This window comes from Streptomyces sp. NPDC050535, from assembly GCF_044457665.1.
In the GTDB taxonomy this organism is placed as follows: domain Bacteria; phylum Actinomycetota; class Actinomycetes; order Streptomycetales; family Streptomycetaceae; genus Streptomyces.
In genome coordinates this window covers 133,726-152,827 of sequence record NZ_JBITHE010000020.1, presented here as the reverse complement: position 1 = coordinate 152,827, position 19,102 = coordinate 133,726, and the positions used below count along the sequence as shown (strand labels likewise).

15 protein-coding genes are annotated in these 19,102 nt (G+C 69.8%); 7 read left to right on the top strand and 8 right to left on the bottom strand.

What is annotated here, in order from left to right; genetic code table 11:
- Positions 1-135 precede the first annotated feature (135 nt).
- From ACIBLC_RS33140 to ACIBLC_RS33125, 4 genes are all read left to right on the top strand, one after another.
- On the top strand, positions 136-1,521 hold the full coding sequence (locus ACIBLC_RS33140) for a class II fumarate hydratase (RefSeq protein WP_399215050.1): 1,386 nt from the start codon (positions 136-138) through the stop codon (positions 1,519-1,521).
- 115 nt (positions 1,522-1,636) lie between these two features.
- Positions 1,637-2,329 carry a DUF402 domain-containing protein gene (locus tag ACIBLC_RS33135; RefSeq protein ID WP_399215049.1) on the top strand — a complete coding sequence of 231 codons (693 nt, stop codon included), beginning with the start codon at positions 1,637-1,639 and terminating at the stop codon, positions 2,327-2,329.
- A gap of 358 nt (positions 2,330-2,687) precedes the next feature.
- The gene (locus tag ACIBLC_RS33130) at positions 2,688-4,787 is read left to right on the top strand and encodes a SpoIIE family protein phosphatase (protein WP_399215048.1); all 2,100 of its coding nucleotides are present in this window, start codon (positions 2,688-2,690) and stop codon (positions 4,785-4,787) included.
- A gap of 153 nt (positions 4,788-4,940) precedes the next feature.
- Complete coding sequence (locus ACIBLC_RS33125; RefSeq protein WP_399215047.1) at positions 4,941-6,404, top strand: catalase; 1,464 nt, start codon at positions 4,941-4,943, stop codon at positions 6,402-6,404.
- Positions 6,405-6,461: 57 nt separating this feature from the next.
- On the opposite strand, the gene ACIBLC_RS33120 is transcribed toward ACIBLC_RS33125, so the two are convergent.
- Complete coding sequence (locus ACIBLC_RS33120; protein WP_399215046.1) at positions 6,462-8,750, bottom strand: transglycosylase domain-containing protein; 2,289 nt, start codon at positions 8,748-8,750, stop codon at positions 6,462-6,464.
- A gap of 280 nt (positions 8,751-9,030) precedes the next feature.
- On the opposite strand from ACIBLC_RS33120, the gene ACIBLC_RS33115 reads away from it, so the two are divergent.
- Positions 9,031-9,972, top strand: coding sequence for an SPFH domain-containing protein (locus tag ACIBLC_RS33115; protein ID WP_399215079.1), 942 nt, complete (start codon positions 9,031-9,033; stop codon positions 9,970-9,972).
- Positions 9,969-10,244 carry a hypothetical protein gene (locus tag ACIBLC_RS33110; RefSeq protein ID WP_399215045.1) on the top strand — a complete coding sequence of 92 codons (276 nt, stop codon included), beginning with the start codon at positions 9,969-9,971 and terminating at the stop codon, positions 10,242-10,244. Before ACIBLC_RS33115 ends, ACIBLC_RS33110 begins: the two co-directional genes overlap by 4 nt.
- Positions 10,245-10,352: 108 nt before the next feature.
- Here ACIBLC_RS33110 and ACIBLC_RS33105 read toward each other — a convergent pair whose 3' ends face one another.
- Together ACIBLC_RS33105 and ACIBLC_RS33100 are read right to left on the bottom strand one after the other, a co-directional pair.
- Positions 10,353-10,886, bottom strand: a complete 534-nt coding sequence (locus ACIBLC_RS33105) for an alkyl hydroperoxide reductase (RefSeq protein WP_399215044.1) — start codon at positions 10,884-10,886, stop codon at positions 10,353-10,355.
- A 6-nt stretch (positions 10,887-10,892) separates the two neighbouring features.
- Positions 10,893-11,447, bottom strand: a complete 555-nt coding sequence (locus ACIBLC_RS33100) for a peroxiredoxin (RefSeq protein WP_399215043.1) — start codon at positions 11,445-11,447, stop codon at positions 10,893-10,895.
- A gap of 159 nt (positions 11,448-11,606) precedes the next feature.
- Here ACIBLC_RS33100 and ACIBLC_RS33095 point away from each other — a divergent pair, with 159 nt between their 5' ends.
- Complete coding sequence (locus ACIBLC_RS33095) at positions 11,607-12,560, top strand: LysR substrate-binding domain-containing protein (RefSeq protein WP_399215042.1); 954 nt, start codon at positions 11,607-11,609, stop codon at positions 12,558-12,560.
- Positions 12,561-12,604: 44 nt separating this feature from the next.
- Here the strand turns inward: ACIBLC_RS33095 and ACIBLC_RS33090 are convergent, their stop codons facing one another.
- The 5 genes from ACIBLC_RS33090 to ACIBLC_RS33070 form a co-directional block, all read right to left on the bottom strand.
- Positions 12,605-14,950 carry an ABC transporter permease gene (locus ACIBLC_RS33090; RefSeq protein WP_399215041.1) on the bottom strand — a complete coding sequence of 782 codons (2,346 nt, stop codon included), beginning with the start codon at positions 14,948-14,950 and terminating at the stop codon, positions 12,605-12,607.
- Positions 14,947-15,636, bottom strand: a complete 690-nt coding sequence (locus ACIBLC_RS33085; protein ID WP_399215040.1) for an ABC transporter ATP-binding protein — start codon at positions 15,634-15,636, stop codon at positions 14,947-14,949. Before ACIBLC_RS33085 ends, ACIBLC_RS33090 begins: the two co-directional genes overlap by 4 nt.
- Positions 15,637-15,668: 32 nt before the next feature.
- The gene (locus tag ACIBLC_RS33080; protein WP_399215039.1) at positions 15,669-16,196 is read right to left on the bottom strand and encodes a PadR family transcriptional regulator; all 528 of its coding nucleotides are present in this window, start codon (positions 16,194-16,196) and stop codon (positions 15,669-15,671) included.
- Positions 16,197-16,400: 204 nt separating this feature from the next.
- Positions 16,401-17,918 carry an AI-2E family transporter gene (locus tag ACIBLC_RS33075; protein WP_399215038.1) on the bottom strand — a complete coding sequence of 506 codons (1,518 nt, stop codon included), beginning with the start codon at positions 17,916-17,918 and terminating at the stop codon, positions 16,401-16,403.
- Between the two features lie 134 nt (positions 17,919-18,052).
- The gene (locus ACIBLC_RS33070; protein ID WP_399215037.1) at positions 18,053-18,781 is read right to left on the bottom strand and encodes a transglycosylase SLT domain-containing protein; all 729 of its coding nucleotides are present in this window, start codon (positions 18,779-18,781) and stop codon (positions 18,053-18,055) included.
- Between the last annotated feature and the right edge of the window lie 321 nt (positions 18,782-19,102).

Here is a 19,102-nt window from a genome sequence, read left to right as displayed (position 1 = left end):
AACGCCGGACGGGCTGAAAGATTTTCAGCCCTCCGGCGTTTGAGGAGCGGGGTCTGGGGCGGCGGGGGCGAAGAAAACCCTCCCCGAACAGCCCCACCCGGGAACACCCCCACCCCCGCCCGCGCTGTACCGGTCATGACCGACTACCGCATCGAGCACGACTCCATGGGCGAAGTCCGCGTCCCCGCCGACGCCAAGTGGCGGGCCCAGACGCAACGGGCCGTGGAGAACTTCCCCATCTCCGGCCAGCGCCTCGAACGCGCGCACATCGAGGCCCTCGCCCGGATCAAGGCGGCCGCGGCGAAGGTGAACGGTGAGCTGGGGGTGGTCGGGAAGGACGTCGCGGAGGCGATCCGGGAGGCGGCGGCCGAGGTCGCCGAGGGGCGGTGGGACGCGGAGTTCCCGGTGGACGTGTTCCAGACCGGGTCGGGCACCTCGTCCAACATGAACGCCAACGAGGTCATCGCCACGCTCGCGACCGAGCGGCTCGGCCGGGACGTACACCCCAATGACCATGTGAACGCGTCGCAGTCCAGCAACGACGTGTTCCCGTCCTCCATCCACATCGCCGCCACCGCCTCCGTGACCCGGGACCTCATCCCGGCCCTCGAACACCTCGCCGCCTCGCTCACGCGCAAGTCCGAGGAGTTCGCCGACGTCGTGAAGTCGGGGCGTACACACCTGATGGACGCCACGCCGGTGACGCTCGGGCAGGAGTTCGGGGGGTACGCCGCCCAGATCCGGTACGGGGTCGAGCGGCTCAACGCCTCGCTGCCGCGGCTGGCCGAGCTGCCGCTGGGCGGGACGGCCGTGGGGACCGGGATCAACACGCCGCCCGGGTTCTCCGCCGCCGTCATCGCGGAGGTGGCCCGGGACACCGGGCTGCCGCTGACCGAGGCGCGCGACCACTTCGAGGCGCAGGGCGCGCGCGACGGGATCGTGGAGACCAGCGGGCAGCTCAGGACGATCGCCGTCGGACTGACGAAGATCGCGAACGACCTGCGGTGGATGGCTTCCGGACCGCGTACCGGCCTCGCCGAGATCAGCCTGCCGGATCTCCAGCCGGGGTCCTCGATCATGCCCGGCAAGGTGAATCCGGTCATCCCCGAGGCCGTACTGATGGTCGCCGCACAGGTCATCGGCAACGACGCGACCGTCGCCACCGCCGGCGCGGCCGGAAACTTCGAGCTCAACGTCATGCTGCCGGTCATCGGCAAGAACGTGCTGGAGTCCGTACGGCTGCTCGCGGCCGTCTCCCGGCTGCTCGCCGACCGGACGGTCGACGGGATCGTCGCGCACCGCGAACGGGCCCGGGAGTACGCCGAGTCGTCCCCGTCCGTCGTCACACCGCTGAACAAGTACATCGGGTACGAGGAGGCCGCCAAGGTCGCCAAGAAGTCGCTGGCGGAGCGGAAGACGATCCGCGAGGTCGTCCTGGAGGCCGGGTACGTGGAGCGGGGCGATCTGACGGTCGAGCAGTTGGACGAGGCGCTGGATGTCCTGCGGATGACGCGTCCGTAACGCGCTTCCCTCTCGGAGAAACGCCTGATGACACCTCCGTAACGTCATGTGCCGGGTAAGGAGAACCGTGAGGGATGCCCCGGCGTCGTATGCCCTGGGCACCTAATATCTGGTCATGACAGACGGTGGAGCGGTGAGAGAAGCGGAAACGGGCGGTTCTACGGCGCGCTGGGCCCCCGGAAGTCAGATCCTGTGGCGGTACCGGGAGAACGCCGGCCCCGGCTTCCACATCTGCCGCCCCGTGACCGTCGTACAGGACGACGGGGAACTGCTCGCGGTATGGATGGCGCCGGGCACCGAGTGTGTGAAGCCGGTGCTCGCCGACGGCACGCCCGTGCACGGAGAACCGCTCGAGTCCCGCTACACCAAGCCGCGCACCGTGCAGCGGGACCACTGGTTCGGCACGGGGGTGCTCAAGCTGGCGCGGCCCGGTGACCCCTGGTCGGTGTGGCTGTTCTGGGAGCCGGGGTGGCGTTTCAAGAACTGGTACGTGAACCTTGAGGCGCCGCTGGCCCGTTGGGAGGGCGGGGTCGACTCGGAGGACCACTTCCTGGACATCTCCGTTCACCCGGACCGGAGTTGGCACTGGCTGGACGAGGACGAGTTCGCGCAGGCTCAGCGGGCCGGCCTGATGGACGCCCAACTGGCGGGCAGGGTACGGGAAGCGGGGCGTGACGCGGTCGAGGTGATCCGCGCCTGGGGCCCGCCTTTTCGTGACGGCTGGCAGCGCTGGCGCCCCGATCCGGCGTGGCCGGTTCCCGCCCTGCCCGATGACTGGGACCGTACGCCAGCGCATGTGTCCTCATGAGACCCTTGATGCGCCCCCGTGGTACAACCGTAGGATCGTCTTCCGCAAGGGCGCACGGCAGGAACAACTCCCGCAGTATGGGGCGGGCTTGACCATACGTCACCGAGGGGCGGCAGGACGTGAGCGAGCGGTACGAGGGCCACGGCGGTACGGCGTGCGGACGGCCGCACCGGCCCGACGTCGCGGCGGCTTTCGGGCCGAGGGCCGGCGGGGCCACAGCGGCGCACCGGCCGGTAACGTACCGGCCCGGACCTGACGACGCGCAGATTCCGTTCCTGGGGCACACATTCCGGGTATCGGGGCTGCGGGAGGAACCGCGCGTACGGCGCGCGGCCCCGGACGGACGGATTCGACACGCGTGACGGAGCACCCCACCTCGCACGAGCGCCGCAACAGCGGCGCCGGCCGGCCAGCCGCCCCCGCGGACCCCCGCGGGGCGCTCCTGCGCACCCCGGGACAGCCGTCCCAGACTCCGGGGGCCAACGCCCTGCCCGTTCAGGCACGCTCAGGCGACACCCCTTCGGGCGGAGCCTCTGGCGCCCCCCAAGCCTCCGCCGGTACCGGCGCGCCGCCGCCGGCCTCCCCCGGCCCCGAGCACTCCCAGTCCCCCGCAGCCGCGCCCGATCCGCACCGCCCGCGCCCCGCCCCCGACAGCATCCCGGTCCAGCAGGGCGCCGATCAGGAGCGGCCGCAGGCGAACGCCGGCGGCGCGGAGCGGCGTACGGGGCAGGGGCTGCCGCCCGGTGGCCCGATGCCGATGCGGCGGGACGGGGACCGGCTGCGCTTCGTGGGCGCCGCGACCCGGCGGATCGCCCGGGGCATCGACCTCGACGAGATCGTGATGGGCCTCTGCCGGGCGACCGTGCCGACCTTCTCGGACGCGATCCTGGTATATCTGCGCGACCCGCTGCCGGTCGGCGACGAGCGGCCCACCGGGCCCCTCGTGCTGCGGCTGCGGCGCACCGACCGGATCCCCACGGAGCGGGACACGGAGAACGGCTTCTCGCCCGCGTTCCAGCTGGAGCCCGTCGAGCTGTCGCCGGTCTCCGCCGAACTGTGCGAGGTGCGTCCCGGCGGCGCGCTGGCCGAGGTGCTGCGCGGCGTACGGCCCGTCTTCGCCGACGCGCCCGCGGCCCGCGCGGCGCTGCCCGAGCTGCTCGGCAACGAACTGGTCGTGCCGTGCGGACAGCGCGCGATCCTGGCCCCGCTGCGCGGCCGTCGCCGGGTGATCGGCGCGGCGCTGTTCCTGCGCCGCCCGGAGCGGCTCGCCTTCGAGGCGGACGATCTGCTGGTCGCCGCCCAGCTCGCCACCCACACGGCGCTCGGCATCGACAAGGCGGTGCTGTACGGGCGCGAGGCGTACATCGCCGACGAGCTCCAGCGCACCATGCTGCCCGAGACCCTGCCGAGGCCCACGGGCGTACGGCTGGCGTCCCGCTATCTGCCGGCCGCCGAGACCGCGCGCGTCGGCGGCGACTGGTACGACGCGATCCCGCTGCCGGGCAGCCGGGTCGCCCTCGTCGTCGGCGACGTCATGGGCCACTCGATGACCTCGGCCGCCATCATGGGCCAGCTGCGGACGACCGCGCAGACCCTCGCCGGGCTCGATCTGCCGCCGCAGGAGGTGCTGCACCACCTCGACGAGCAGGCGCAGCGGCTGGGCACCGACCGGATGGCGACCTGCCTGTACGCCGTCTACGACCCGGTCTCGCACCGGATCACCATCGCCAACGCGGGCCATCCTCCGCCGGTCCTGCTGCACCTGGGCGGCCGGGCCGAGGTGCTGCGGGTGCCGCCGGGCGCTCCCATCGGCGTGGGCGGGGTGGACTTCGAGGCGGTCGAGCTGGACGCGCCCGCCGGGGCGACCCTGCTGCTCTACACGGACGGCCTGGTCGAGTCCCGCCTCAGGGACGTGTGGACCGGGATAGAGCAGCTGCGCGAGCGGCTCGCCGCGACCGCGGCGCTGACCGGGCCCGACCATCCGCCGCCGCTGGAAGCCCTCTGCGACGACGTGCTCGACATGCTCGGCCCGGGTGACCGGGACGACGACATCGCGCTGCTCGCCGCCCGCTTCGACGGGATCGCGCCGAGCGACGTCGCGTACTGGTACCTGGAGCCGGAGGACGCGGCTCCGGGGCGGGCCCGCAAGCTCGCCCGGCGGGCGCTGTCCCGCTGGGGCATGGAGGACATGAGCGACTCCGTGGAACTGCTGGTGAGCGAGGTCGTGACGAACGCCGTGCGCTACGCGTCACGGCCGGTGACCCTGCGGCTGCTGCGTACGGACGTACTGCGCTGCGAGGTCGGTGACGACGTGCCGCAGCTCCCGCGGCTGCGGCAGGCGCGGGCCACCGACGAGGGCGGACGCGGGCTCATCCTGGTCAACAAACTGGCCAGACGGTGGGGAGCGACGCGGCTGAGCACCGGAAAGGTCGTCTGGTTCGAGTTGAACCGGAGCTGACGGGGGTACTCGCGCCACACCCCCGTCAGCAGTCATCCAGAACCAGACCGGAATTAGACCCCGTCCAAATGTTGCCGACGTCCCGTCGGCGGAGTTGACTGCTGATGTGGCGGAAGCGACCTATCGACCCTCTTCTTCGACGGGAGGACGCTCGTGACGCAGGCATCCCAGAAGGCTCCTTACACCACGAACAACGTCGGAATTCCGGTGGAGAGCGACGAACACTCGCTCACCGTGGGTCCCGACGGCCCGATCCTGCTCCAGGACCACTACCTCATCGAGAAGATGGCCCAGTTCAACCGGGAGCGGGTCCCCGAGCGGGTGGTGCACGCCAAGGGCAGTGGCGCGTACGGCTTCTTCGAAGTCACCAACGACGTCAGCCAGTTCACCAAGGCCGACCTCTTCCAGCCGGGCAAGCGCACCGACATGCTGGCACGGTTCTCCACCGTCGCCGGCGAGATGGGCTCGCCCGACACCTGGCGCGACCCCCGCGGCTTCGCGCTCAAGTTCTATACCGAGCACGGCAACTACGACCTCGTGGGCAACAACACCCCGGTCTTCTTCGTCCGTGACACGATCAAGTTCCAGGACTTCATCCGCTCGCAGAAGCGCCACCCGGCCACCGGGCTGCGCAGCAACGACATGCAGTGGGACTTCTGGACCCTCTCCCCCGAGTCGGCGCACCAGGTGACCTGGCTGATGGGCGACCGGGGCGTCCCGAAGACGTACCGCCACATGAACGGCTACGGCTCCCACACCTACATGTGGATCAACGGCTCCGGTGAGCGGTTCTGGGTGAAGTACCACTTCAAGACCGACCAGGGCATCGAGTTCCTCACCCAGGCCGAGGCGGACGAGCTGGCCGGCAGCGACGCGGACAAGCACCGCCGGGACCTGTACGAGTCGATCGAGTCCGGGAACGCGCCGAGCTGGTCCCTCAAGGTCCAGATCATGCCGTTCGAGGACGCGGCGGACTACCGCTTCAACCCGTTCGACCTGACCAAGGTCTGGCCGCACGGGGACTACCCGCTGATCGACGTCGGCCGGATGACCCTCGACGAGAACCCGGACGACCACTTCATCCACATCGAGCAGGCGGCTTTCGAGCCGTCGAACCTGGTGCCGGGCATCGGCCCCTCGCCCGACAAGATGCTGCTGGGCCGGCTGTTCTCGTACCCGGACACCCACCGGTACCGGATCGGCCCGAACTACACCCAGCTGCCGCCCAACCGGCCGCGCTCCCCGGTGAACTCGTACGCCAAGGACGGCCCGATGCGGTACGAGGCGTCCAACGCGGCGATGCCGTACGCGCCCAACTCCTACGGCGGTCCCGCGGCCGACTACGGACGCTTCGGCGACCCCGCGAGCTGGCAGACCGCCGGCGAGCTGGTGCGCGAGGCGACCAGGCGGCACCGCGAGGACGACGACTGGGGCCAGGCGGGCACGATGGTCCGCCAGGTGCTGAACGACGCGGAACGCGACCGGCTGGTGTCCAACGTCAGCGGCCATCTGAAGGCCGACGTGTCGCGCCCGGTCCTCGACCGCGCCATCCAGTACTGGCGCAACGTCGACAAGGAGGTCGGCGACCGGATCGCGAACGCCGTCAACGGCGGCTGAGTTCGTACGAGTGAGGGGGCGCCCGGTGATCCACCACCGGGCGCCCCCTCATCACGCTCACGGACTGTCCGGGTCCTGGGGATCCTCCGGAGTCGAGGGTCCGCTCGTCGTCGCCACGGGAGAGCTCGGCTCCTCGGTCGTCGGCTCGGTGGTCGACGGCTCGTCCGACGGGGACGCGGGCGGGCTGCTGCTCGTCGGCGGCTCGGTCGTCGGCTCTTCGGTGGTCGGCGTCGGCGAGGGCGTGATGGTGGGCGTCGGCGTGATGGTGGGCGTCTCGGTGGGCGCCACCGCCGCACCCTGCGTGGTGTCCAGGTCGAACTTGGTGACCTTGCCCATCACGCCGAAGGTGTACTCCGCCCAGATCTCGGCCGGGAAACCACCGCCGTTGACACGACCGCCGCCCGCGGCGCCCTTCAGGGTCACCTGCTTGCCCGCGTTCTTGGAGCCGACCGCGCCCTCACCGAACAGGCCGACCGAGGTGACCAGGTTCGGCGTGTAGCCGGTGAACCAGGCCGACTTGTTGTCGTCCGACGTACCCGTCTTGCCCGCGACCTGCTGGCCCTTGCGGTCGGGCGCCTGGGCCACCGAGGCCCGGGCCGTACCGTCGTCGACCACACCGGTCAGTACGGAGGTGACCGTGTCGGCCGCCTCCTCACTGATGATCTGCTCGCCGATCGGATCGGCGAACTTGACCGCCCGGTCCTTGTGTTCGGCCGACGCCACGACGGCCGGGGTGACCTTCTTGCCGTGATTGTCGAGGGTGGCGTAGGCGCCCGCCATCTCCAGCGGGCTCGCGCCCATGGTGCCCAGCGTCTGCGCGGGCACCGCCTGCACTCCCTTGGTGTTCATGCCGAGCTCGCCAGCGACCTTCAGCACGTTGTCCATCCCGACGTCGACGCCCATCTGCGCGAAGACGGAGTTGATGGACTTGTTCATCGCGGTCTGGACGGTGACCCTGCCGTAGTCCTGGTCGTCCTCGTTCGGCGGCGCGAAGGCGATGTCGCTGCCCTTGACCGCGCGGCCGCTCGTACCGTCGTAGACCGTGCTCGCCGTGATCGGCTTGTCGTCCTGCGTCTTGGCGCTCTGCTCGAGGGCCGCCGCGAAGATCAGCGGCTTGAAGGTGGAGGCGGGCTGGTAGTCGTCGCGGGTGGCGTTGTTGATGTAGTGCTTGAAGTAGTCCACACCGCCGTACATCGCCAGGACCTTGCCGGTCTTCGGGTCGACGGAGGCCGCACCGGCCTGGACGTCCGCGTCGACATCCCGCTTCTTGCCGTCCAGCTTGCTGGTCAGCTGCTTCTTCACAGCGGCCTCGAGCTGCGCCTGCTTCTTCTTGTCGATGTTGAGCTCGATGGTCCAGCCGCCCGCGTCGACCAGCGCCTTGGCCTCGTCCAGGTTGTCGGCGGTGCCCTCGGTGACGAGCTGGTCCGCCAGCGCGTTGTTCGCCGCCTCCACCAGATAGCCGGTCTGCCCCTCCATGCCGGGCGCGCCCTGGGGGTCCTTGGGTACCGGGAACTTCATGCCGTCCCGCTCGGCGGAGTCCAGCCAGCCCTGCTCGACCATGTTGTCCAGGGTGTAGTTCCAGCGGGCCGTGACCAGCTTCTTGCCGGTCGCCGTGGCGGCCGACCAGTCGTACTGGCTCGGCGCCTGGAGGAGGGAGGCGAGGTACGCGCCCTGCGCGACGGAGAGGTCGCTCGCGTCGACGCGGTAGTACGCCTGCGCCGCGGCCTGGATGCCGTACGCGGTGCGGCCGTAGTAGCTGGTGTTGATGTAGCCCGCGAGGATGTCGTCCTTGGACTGCTTCTGGTCCACCTTCAGGGAGATGACCATTTCCTTCAGCTTGCGCGTGACGGTCTGGTCCTGGGTGAGGTAGAAGTTCTTGACGTACTGCTGGGTGATCGTCGACCCGCCCTGAAGGCCCTTGCCCGACAGGGTGTTGACCAGACCGCGGGCCGTGCCCTTGAAGTCGATTCCCGAGTCCGTGTAGAAGGACTTGTTCTCGGCGGCGACGAAGGTCTGCTGGACCTCCTTGGGCACCTTGGCCAGTTCCACGACCTCGCGGTTGACCTCGCCGGTGCGGGCGAGCGACGAGCCGTCGCTGTACTGGTAGATGTTGCTCTGCTGCTGCGCGGCCGCGTTGCCCTCGGGCACGTCGACGACCAGGTAGAGCACGATGAAGGCGCCCATGCCGAGCAGGCACAGACCGAGGAACGAACCGAGCAGCGTCTTCCAGTTGAGGAACCTGCGTATGCCTGTGCGGCGGCCGGCCTTGCCCTCGGCCGAGCGCTTGGGCGCCGCGCGGCGGCGTCCCTGCGCCTGCCTCGCTCGTCTCTCGTCCGCTCGTCCCATGGGTCGATCCGCTCCGCTTCACTCTCGTGTGGCACACAGGTTCGTCGCTCAGGTCAGCTCAGAAAACTAACACCGCGCGCTATGACAAAGGGCTACCGATCCGGTCCTTTACGGACGTGAGAATCAGCACGCGACACACTCCCACCCCACTGGAACCGACGACCGAGAAGGGCAGAAGGTTGTCATGGCGGATAAAGTGATATCACTTAGCTATTTCCAAGCTATGCTGATGGGCGAAGGGTCGAACATGGCCCGCACCTACGAAGCTCGGGGGACGCCGATGCCCACACAGGACTCCACACCCACACCCACCGCCGACGTACCGGACATGCCCGCCCCACGGGTACGGGAGTTCGCCGCGAACAGCATCGGCGGCGGCCTCGCGCTGCTGCTCGGCCTCGCCGGGCTGCTGGCGGGCGCCGGCATGATCGTGACCGCCACGACGGTCGACGGGACCGGGGCCAAGGCCGCGCTCATCGTCGGCGGCATCGCGATCTCCATCGCGTCGTTCGTCGCCATGTGCGGGCTGAACACCGTGGCGCCGGGCGAGGCCCGCGTCGTCCAGCTCTTCGGGCGGTACCGGGGGACGATCCGGCAGGACGGCCTGCGCTGGGTCAACCCGCTGACCTCCCGCACCAAGATCTCGACACGCGTACGCAACCACGAGACCGCCGTCCTCAAGGTCAACGACGCCTACGGCAACCCCATCGAACTCGCCGCGGTCGTGGTCTGGAACGTCCGGGACACCGCGCAGGCCAGCTTCGAGGTCGACGACTTCCTCGAGTTCGTCGCCACCCAGACCGAGGCGGCCGTACGCCACATCGCCATCGAGTACCCGTACGACGCCCACGACGAGGCCGGGCTCTCGCTGCGCGGGAACGCCGAGGAGATCACCGAGAAGCTCGCCGTCGAACTCCACGCGCGCGTGGAGGCCGCCGGTGTGCGGATCATCGAGTCGCGCTTCACCCATCTCGCGTACGCTCCCGAGATCGCGTCGGCGATGCTCCAGCGGCAGCAGGCGGGAGCGGTGGTCGCCGCGCGGCGGCAGATCGTGGACGGTGCCGTCGGGATGGTCGAGGCGGCCATCGCCCGGATCTCCGAGCGGGACATCGTGGAGCTGGACTCCGAACGGAAGGCGGCCATGGTGTCGAACCTGATGGTGGTGCTGTGCGGGGACCGTGCGGCGCAGCCCGTCCTGAACACGGGGTCCCTCTACCAGTGACCGTTCCTCCGGAGGGCTCCGGTCCCGACCCCGGCACCGGCCCGGCACCCGGGCGGCGCCCCGCGCGGCAGCGCAAACAGGTGCTGCTGCGGCTGGATCCGCTCGTCCATGACGCGCTGGCCCGCTGGGCCGGTGACGAACTGCGCTCCGCCAACGCCCAGATCGAGTTCCTGCTGCGCAGGGCGCTCACGGAGGCGGGGCGACTGCCGGGCGGGACCGGGCCGATCCCCCGGCGCGGGCGGCCGTCGGCGGCCGGGGAACCCGAGGGCTGACTCGCCCCCTGCCACCCGGTGACAGCCCGAGGCCCCGCCCGCCCAACTACCCATGGGCGAACGGGGCCTCGAAACCGTTTGCGGGCACTCCCCGCCGCGGACCGCGGACTACTCCGCGAGAACGGCCTCGGCGTCCAGGGTCGTACCGACGGCCTGGATGACCGCCGCGATCTTGAACGCCTCCTGGATCGTCTCGCGGTCCACCCCGGCCTTGCGGAGCACCTGCTCGTGGGAGTCGAGGCACTGGCCACAGCCGTTGATCGCGGAGACGGCGAGCGACCACAGCTCGAAGTCGACCTTCTCGACACCCGGATTGCCGATGACGTTCATCCGCAGACCGGCGCGCAGCGTCCCGTACTCCGGGTCGGAGAGCAGGTGCCGGGTGCGGTAGAAGACGTTGTTCATCGCCATGACGGCGGCGGCCGACTTGGCGGCGGTGTACGCCTCGGCGGACAGGTTCGCCCTGGCCTCGGGCTCCAGCTCCCGCAGCACGCGGGGCGAACGCGAGGCGATGGCACACGCCAGCACCGTGCCCCACAGCTGCTGCTGGGGAAGGTCGGAGTTGCCGATGACCGAGCCGAGGTTGAGGCGCAGGTCCTTCGCGTAGTCCGGTACGGCGGACTTCAGTTCATCGAGAGCCATAAGGGGTCACTCACCGGCCAGCAGCGCGACCGGGTCGAGGGTGTTCTCGCCCTTGGTCCAGTTGCACGGGCACAGCTCATCGGTCTGCAGGGCGTCCAGCACCCGCAGCACCTCCTTGGGATTACGCCCCACGGAACCGGCGGTCACCATCGAGAACTGGATCTCGTTGTTCTGATCGACAATGAAGACGGCACGCTTGGCGAAGCCGTCCTCGCCCTCGATGCCGAGGTCACGCATGAGCTCGTGCTTGGAGTCGGCCAGCATCGGGAAGGGCAGGTCACGCAGATCGTCGTGGTCCTTGCGCCAGGCGTGGTGCACGAACTCGGAGTCGCCGGAGAAGCCGAGCACCTGGGCGTCACGGTCGGCGAACTCGTCGTTCAGTTTGCCGAAGGCCGCGATCTCGGTGGGGCACACGAAGGTGAAGTCCTTGGGCCACGCGAAGATGATCTTCCACTTGCCCTCGTAGGTCTTGTGGTTGATCTCCTCGAACTCCGCACCCTTCTCCAGCGAGACACAGGCGGTCAGGTCGAACTCAGGGAACTTGTCACCAACAGTGAGCACACGCTCTCCTTGCGGCGAGGGAACGCCCGTCATCCGAGGCGTTCCTCATGGGTTGGACGAAGTCAATGCTGGCACAAGCTGCATTGATTAGTGAAATAGCTATACTCACTCTAATTGATCGATAGGAAGTATCAGTCACTATGAGTGGGGAGTTGGCCCATGGCCAAGAGCACGAGAGCGACGGGAAACGGGCGGCGGCAGCCCACCCTCGCTCAGCTTCGGGCCTTTGCCGCTGTGGCTGAGCATTTGCACTTCCGGGATGCCGCGGGGGCGATCGGGATGAGTCAGCCCGCGTTGTCGGGGGCGGTCTCCGCGTTGGAGGAGACACTCGGAGTGACGTTGCTGGAGCGGACGACGCGGAAGGTGCTGCTGTCGCCCGCCGGGGAGCGTCTCGCCGTACGGGCGAAGGCGGTGCTCGACGAGGTCGGGGCGTTGCTGGAGGAGGCGGAGGCGGTGCGGGCGCCGTTCACGGGGGCGTTGCGGCTCGGGGTGATTCCGACCGTCGCACCGTATCTGCTGCCCACCGTGCTCAGGCTGGTCCACGACCGCTACCCGGATCTCGATCTCCAGGTCCACGAGGAGCAGACCGCGAACCTGCTGGAGGGGCTCTCGGTCGGCAGGCTCGACCTGCTGCTGCTCGCCGTGCCGCTCGGCGTGCCCGGAGTCGTCGAACTCCCGCTGTTCGACGAGGACTTCGTGCTGGTGACTCCGCTGGACCACTCGCTGGGCGGGCAGCGGGAGATTCCGCGCGAGGCCCTGCGGGAGCTGAATCTGCTGCTGCTCGACGAGGGGCACTGTCTGCGGGACCAGGCGCTGGACATCTGCCGGGAGGCCGGCCGCGCGGACGCCCCCGTCACCACGACCGCCGCCGGGCTCTCCACCCTCGTCCAGCTAGTGGCCGGCGGCCTCGGCGTGACGCTGCTCCCGCGTACCGCCGTCAGGGTCGAGACGACCCGCAGCGACCAGCTCCTCACCGGCTACTTCGCCGACCCGGCGCCGACCCGGCGGATCGCGCTGGCGATGCGTACGGGGGCGGCGCGCGGGGGCGAGTACGAGGAGCTGGCCGCAGCGCTCCGGGAAGCGCTGCGGCCATTGCCCGTACGTGTTCTCTGAGTTGTCGCTCCCGTTCCCGTAGTGCCCTTGGCGGGCCGCCGGGCCTATTCGGTGCGCAGTCCGTCCGGCCGCATCAGCCTCAGCAGCGGCGGCAGGCTGAGCAGGGTCACCAGGACCACGACTCCCGCGCCGATGCCGGTCATCGACAGGACGCTCGCCCAGTCCAGTCGTACCGGGGTGGACGCCATCTTCAGCAGGACCGTTCCCAGGGTGATGCCCACCACCGAGGCGAGGGCCAGGCCGAGGGTGATCGGGATCGCGGTCTGCCAGAGCACGGACAGGCTCAGCGTGCGGCGCCGGGTGCCGAAGGCGACGAGGGCGGAGAGGAGCTTCTTGCGTTCGCGCAGTTGCTCGAGCTGGGAGACCAGCAGGCTCGCGCCGATGAGGAAGAGGACGCAGGTGGCCCCGACGAACAGGCCGGTGCGGATGGAGGTGTAGCGGTCGGACCGTTCGCTCTCCGTCCACAGGTAGGGGTCGGCGAGCGGGCTGATGCCCGCCGCCGTGTTCCGTACGAACTCGTGCACGTCCGGCACCGACTCGTCGGTCCTGAGGTAGATCTGGCCGTCGATGGCCGCTGCGGCCTTCGCCGGGAGGGCGCTCGGCGTGACCAGGAAACCGCTGCGGTACAGACCGGTCATGTCCATGCGCGGCTTGGCCTGCTCCAGGTGCCGCGGCAGGGTCCAGGCCATCTCTTCCGTGGGGTCCGGAATGTCGCTGTAGGAGGGGTCCAGGTAGAGCGTTGTGCCCAGCTTGGCCAGTGCCTTCGTGTCGGTGTCGTAGTCGGTGTCCGCGAGGGCGAAGACGTCGCCGTCACGGCACGAGGGGAGTGTCGCCACCTCGCGCAGGGCGGCGCAGTCGCCGACGGTGAACGCTCCCGACAGCTTGGGGTCCGTCCTGCGGTCGCCGAGGTAGCCCTCGCCGTACGCCGTGACCCCGGTGACTCCCTTGGTCCGCCCGAACTTCTCGGCGGCCTGGGCGAGCGGGATTCCGCTCGGCAGGGGCACCTGCATCTGCGCGCGGGTCAGGTCGTTCTGGGAGACCTTGGTGTAGTCGTTCTCGACGCCGGCGAACAGCATCTGAAGGGCGATCGCCCCGGCCACCGCCACCGCTATGCCGTTGACCATGCGGGCCGCCGTACCGCTGCTCAACTGGAGCCTTCGGACGGCCAGTTGCCAGGCGACGCCGCCGGAGCCGAGCCGGGCGACGACGGCCTCGACGATCCACGGCAACAGCGCGGTGACGCCGATGAGCAGCAGGATGACGCCGCCGATCACCAGGTACTGGTTGAAGTCCCCGTCCTCCCGGCCCTGCCCGATCATCGGGTAGAGCATCGCGAGTCCGCCCAGCGGCAGCAGCAGCCGCCACCACAGCCGGCGCCGGGCGGGCCGTGCCGAGCGCACCACGCCGAGCGGTTCGATGACCACACCGCGCAGCGCGAGCAGGGTGACCAGCACCGCCGCGGCCGGGACCGCGAGGGCGACCAGCGCGGCCAGCGCGGGCGTCGGGTTCATGTAGCTCGGGAACACGCTGACGTCGAGGACCTCGACGGAGCCCGCGACCTCACGGCCGAGGAGGAAGAAGCCGGTTCCGAAGACGAGACCGACCACGGCGCCCGCGAGCGCTTCGCCCGCGGCGATCCGTCGGGTCATCCGGCTGTCGGAGCCGACCAGGCGCAGCGCCGCGAGCCTGCGGTCGCGCCGCTCGCCGCCGAACCGTACGGCCGCCGCGATGAAGACGCCGACGGGCGTCAGCAGTACCACGAACATGACGAGGATCAGCAGGATCAGTACGGGGTCCAGCGGCTCGGAGAACGGCTTCGGATCCCCGAAGGAGTCGATGCGGGACACCCGGCCGCCGGTGATCCTGGACGCCAGCCCCTCGCCGCCCGCGTAGAAGGCGAGTTCGGCCGAGCCGATGAGCCCGGGCTCGCCGATGGTGCCGACGACGCGGTACGGCAGCCGCTCCCGCAGCAGCTTCCCGCTGTCCGACTTCAGCAGCTTGTCCAGCGCGGGAGAGACCACCATCTCGCCGGGTGCGGGGAACTTCGCGACGCCCGGCGGGAGCGGCGCCCGGGGCCCTTCGGGCTCCAACTGCCTCCCTCGGACGTCCTTTTCGCGGTAGGTGGTGCCGACGTTCGCGACGATCAGCGTGTTGTCGGCCTTCGGCTGCCGTGCGTCGCTGAACGTGATGTCGGTCCGCGCGTTCTCCCGGTCGTGCCGGGCGGACAGGGCGCTCGGTACGGCGGCGGTGAGCAGCAGCAGTGCCACGCCCAGCCCGACGCCGACGGCCGTGAGCAGGACCCTGATCCATCCCTCGCGTCCGCCGGTGAAGGCGAACCTCATGCCCATGGCCAGGTCCCTGGACCACTGGCGGACCCCCCACGCCCTCATACGATCCGCTCCATGTCCCGGGACTTTCCGTCGCGTACGACGATCTCGCGGTCGGAGTACGCGGCGACCCGTGCCTCGTGCGTGACGAGCACGACGGCGGCGTTGGTGGAGCGGGCCGCCTCGGTGAGCAGGTCCATCACGCGCTCGCCGTTGAGCGAGTCGAGCGCGCCGGTCGGTTCGTCGGCGAACAGCACCCGGGGGTTGGTGACCAGCGAGCGGGCCACCGCCACGCGCTGGCCCTGGCCGCCGGAGACCTCGCCGGGCCGCTTGCCCCTGAGGTCGTCGACCTCGAGCTGTTCCATCCGCGCCAGCGCGGTGCGCTCGGCCTCCTTCCGGCCGGTGCCGTTGAGCCGCAGGGGCAGGGCGACGTTCTCGACGCAGGTCAGCTCGGGTACGAGCTGCCCGAACTGGAAGACGAAGCCGAACTCGGTACGCCGCAGGGCGCTGCGCTGCGCGTCGTTCATCGTGGCCATCTCGCGGCCGTTGTACATGATCGAGCCGGAGTCGGGCGGCACGATTCCGGCGAGGCAGTGGAGCAGGGTGGACTTGCCGGAGCCGGAGGGGCCCATCACGGCGACGACCTCGCCGGGGTGGATGGAGAAGTCCGCGCCGTCCAGCGCGGTCGTCGGTCCGTACGCCTTGCGCAGCTCCGAGGCGGTCAGCAGGGACCCGGGCGGAGGAGTCATCGGATTCATGGAGGTCGCAGTCGTCGTAGGGGTCATCGTGCCGTCACCGACTCGGCGAGTCGGTCGAGGCGTGCGGCGGTCAGTTCCAGCCACCGCAGGTCGGCCTCGAGGTGGAAGAGGGCGTGGTCGCAGATCAGTTGGTCCGCGAGGTCGCCCTTGCGCTTGCGGTCGGTGAGGATGCGCATCATGCGCAGGTGTTCCGAGCGCTGGGTGTCGAGGATCTCGCTCGCGTCGCGCTTGGTGAGCAGCGCGAGGACGACCTTCGTGTAGAGGGTCGACTGGAGGTAGGGCTCGGGCTTCTCGGGGGTCGCGAGCCATTGCTGTACGTCGGTGATTCCGGCCTCGGTGATCGCGTACCGCTTGCGTTCGGGGCCGCCGCCCGCCTCTATCCCGTCGACCTCCACGAGGCCGTTCTTCAGGAGGCGCGACATCGTCGAGTAGACCTGGCCGTAGTGCAGCGGCCGGTCGTGGCCGAACTGTTCGTCGAAGGCCCGCTTCAGGTCGTAACCGTGACGGGGGCCGGACTCGAGGAGTCCCAGAAGGGTGTGACCGATGGACATGGAGGGGACTCTACACACGGGGTATACATGGCGTGTATACATGCCGTGTATAGATCTTGATGGAGAGGGTGAAAGCGCAGGTCAGGTGGCATTGTCACGGTTTTGTCACCGGGACGCTTCTCCAGGCCGGGGCCCGAGGTCCTCAGGTCGTCCGGCGCGGTGCGGAGGTCCCGGGAGCCAGGATCCCGGGACCCCGCCGACGGCCTACGGCACCGGCCGGTGCGCCGGATCCACGTCCTCCGCCGCGGCCTCCGGGGGCTCCCCGGAGTGGTACGAACGCAGATAGCCGACCACGGTGTTGGTGACGGCCACCAGCGGCACGGCCACCACCGCTCCGCCGATCCCGGCGACCATTCCGCCCGCGGCGACCGACAGGACGACCGCGAGCGGATGGACCCGTACGGCCCGCCCGAGAATGAACGGCTGGAGGATGTGTCCCTCGATCTGCTGCACGGCGAGGACCACGACCAGCACCATGACCGCGGTGAAGGGGCCCTGTGTCACCAGCGCGACCACCACCGCCAGCGCACCCGAGATCACCGCGCCGACGAGCGGGATGAACGCGCCCAGGAAGATGAAGACGGCGAGCGGCACGGCCATCGGCACGTCGAGGAAGTAGATGCCGAGGCCGATGAAGATCGCGTCGATCAACGCCACCACCACCGTGCCCCGGACGTACGCGGTGAGGGTGCGCCAGGCACGCGGCCCCGCGCCCGCGACACCCGGGCGGGCCGCCGCCGGCACCAGCTTGAGCGTCCACTGCCAGATCTGCTTGCCGTCGTAGAGCAGGAACAGCGTCGAGAACATCGCGAGCAGGATGCCGGTGAGGCCCTCGACGATGACCGTGACGCCTTCCAGGCCCGCCGACGTGATCTGGTCCGTGTTGGTGCCGATCGCGTCCCGCAGGTTCTCGGCGGTCTCGTTGATCTGCTTGTCGGTCACGTGGAACGGGCTGTTGAGGAGCCAGTTCCGCAGTTCGTCGACGCCGTCCTGGATCTGGTCGGAGAGGGTGTCGATGTTCTCCTGGATCTGCCAGACGACGAACCAGCCCATCAGGCCGATGACGACGAAGCCGAGGATCGCGGTGAGCGCGGTGGCCAGCCCTCGCGGCACTCCGTAGCGCTTCAGCTGGGCGACGGCGGGCTGCAGTATCGCGGTGATGAGCAGTGCGGCCACGAAGGCGAACACCACGAGCTGCACGGCGCTGATGACCCGCATCAACACCCAGAGGGTGCCCGCGAGTACGAGCAGCCGCCAGCCGGCCTCGGCCGCGACCCGTACACCCCACGGCACGGCCACGGCCGGGTCGGGGCGGGCCGTCACCGAGGTCACGTACGTCGGAGAGGCGGCGGTGCGAACGGGAGCCGGGGTGCGGGGCGAGGCGGGGTCGGCGGGCGGACCGGCGAGGTCGGAGACATCGGAGGCCGCGGCCGCGTCATGGGAACCGGGCGCGGGCGACGCGGGCCGGCCGCCCGGTGCGGGCGGAGCGTCCCCCGGAGCCGTCGCCTCCGGCGGGGTCCCGGTCTCCCACAGGGAGGGGGAGTCCCCCGGGGGCCTGGCCTCCGTCGAGGGCGCGCCGTGTGAGGGGGTGTCCCGGTCCGGCTGTCCGTCCGGCTCTGACTGCGACTCCCGCTCCACCTCGGCCCGCCGCTCGTCCAACTTCTTGCCCAGCTCGGTCAGTCCGGCACCGATGTGGCCGAGCCATCCTGGTACGCGCGACATGATCGGTCGTGTTCCCCCGTTCCTCCCCACCACTCCCCCTGGAGTCGTCGAATCCGACCGTACATGGCCGAAGCCCCTCACCGTATGACGGTGAGGGGCTCCGAAAGGTTGAGCGGCCGGCGCACTTCGCGCGGCTAGTACCAGTTGTTGGCCTGCCAGAACGACCAGGCTTCGCAGGGGCTGCCATAGCGGTCGTTCATGTAGCTGAGGCCCCACTTGATCTGTGTGGCCGGGTTGGTCTGCCAGTCGGAACCGGCGGAGACCATCTTTGATCCGGGCAGGGCCTGGAAGAGACCGTAGGCACCGGAGGAGGCGTTGACGGCCGTGTAGTTCCAGCTCGACTCGTGGTCCACGATGTTGCTGAAGCACTGGTACTGAGCGCTCGGCACCATGGACTGGGCCATCGCCTGGATCTGCGCGGTGGTGTAGGAGGCCTGGACGGTGAAGCTGCTGGCGTCGCGTGTCGCGCTGCGGCTCGCTACTTCCTCGGCTTCCTTGCGTTCCTTGGCTTCCTGTTCTGCCTTCTCCGCGGCCTTCTCCGCGGCCTTCTGCTTCGCGACGGCGTTCTCGGCGGCCTGCTTACGGGCAGCTTCCTCCGCGTCCTTCTTGGCGCTCGCGTCGGCCTGGATGGCCTGAGCGGTCGCCTGCTGCGTCAGGGATGCGGTCTGCACCTGGGCCTGCTGGCCCGCGGGTATGTCCGCGAGGAGAGTCGCGTCGCTTGCCGTCGCCTCAGCGTCGCTCGATGGCGCGGCGGTGCTGCCCGAGGCAACTCCGACGACGCTTCCGACAGCGGTGACCGCGGTGGCCGAAGCCACTGCGAATCCCCGGACCGAAATCCGGCTCACTCGGTTTCCTTCCAGCATCGACCGCTTAGGTGACCCTCGCGGACGCAATCGTGCCCCTTGGCGCTGGCCTCCCAACTGCGGGGTCACGGGAGGCACGGGCCCGGTGGGCAACTCCCTTGCGGGGAGCGCCACGTGGTGCGCGGGCGGCATACGACGGCTCTATGGAGTTCTGAGTTCCTGTGGTGCCGTACCGCTGGGGGTACAGGTGTGTCGTATGCGGGGCCTGACAGGAGTGAGACTCTGCCGTAACCCGACGCCGGGAGGCAATTCCGAGTTGCGTGTGAAAGCTCACACTTCGTTTGCCCCGGGAGATTGCCGGAAACGAGCGCGCAGCAAGAC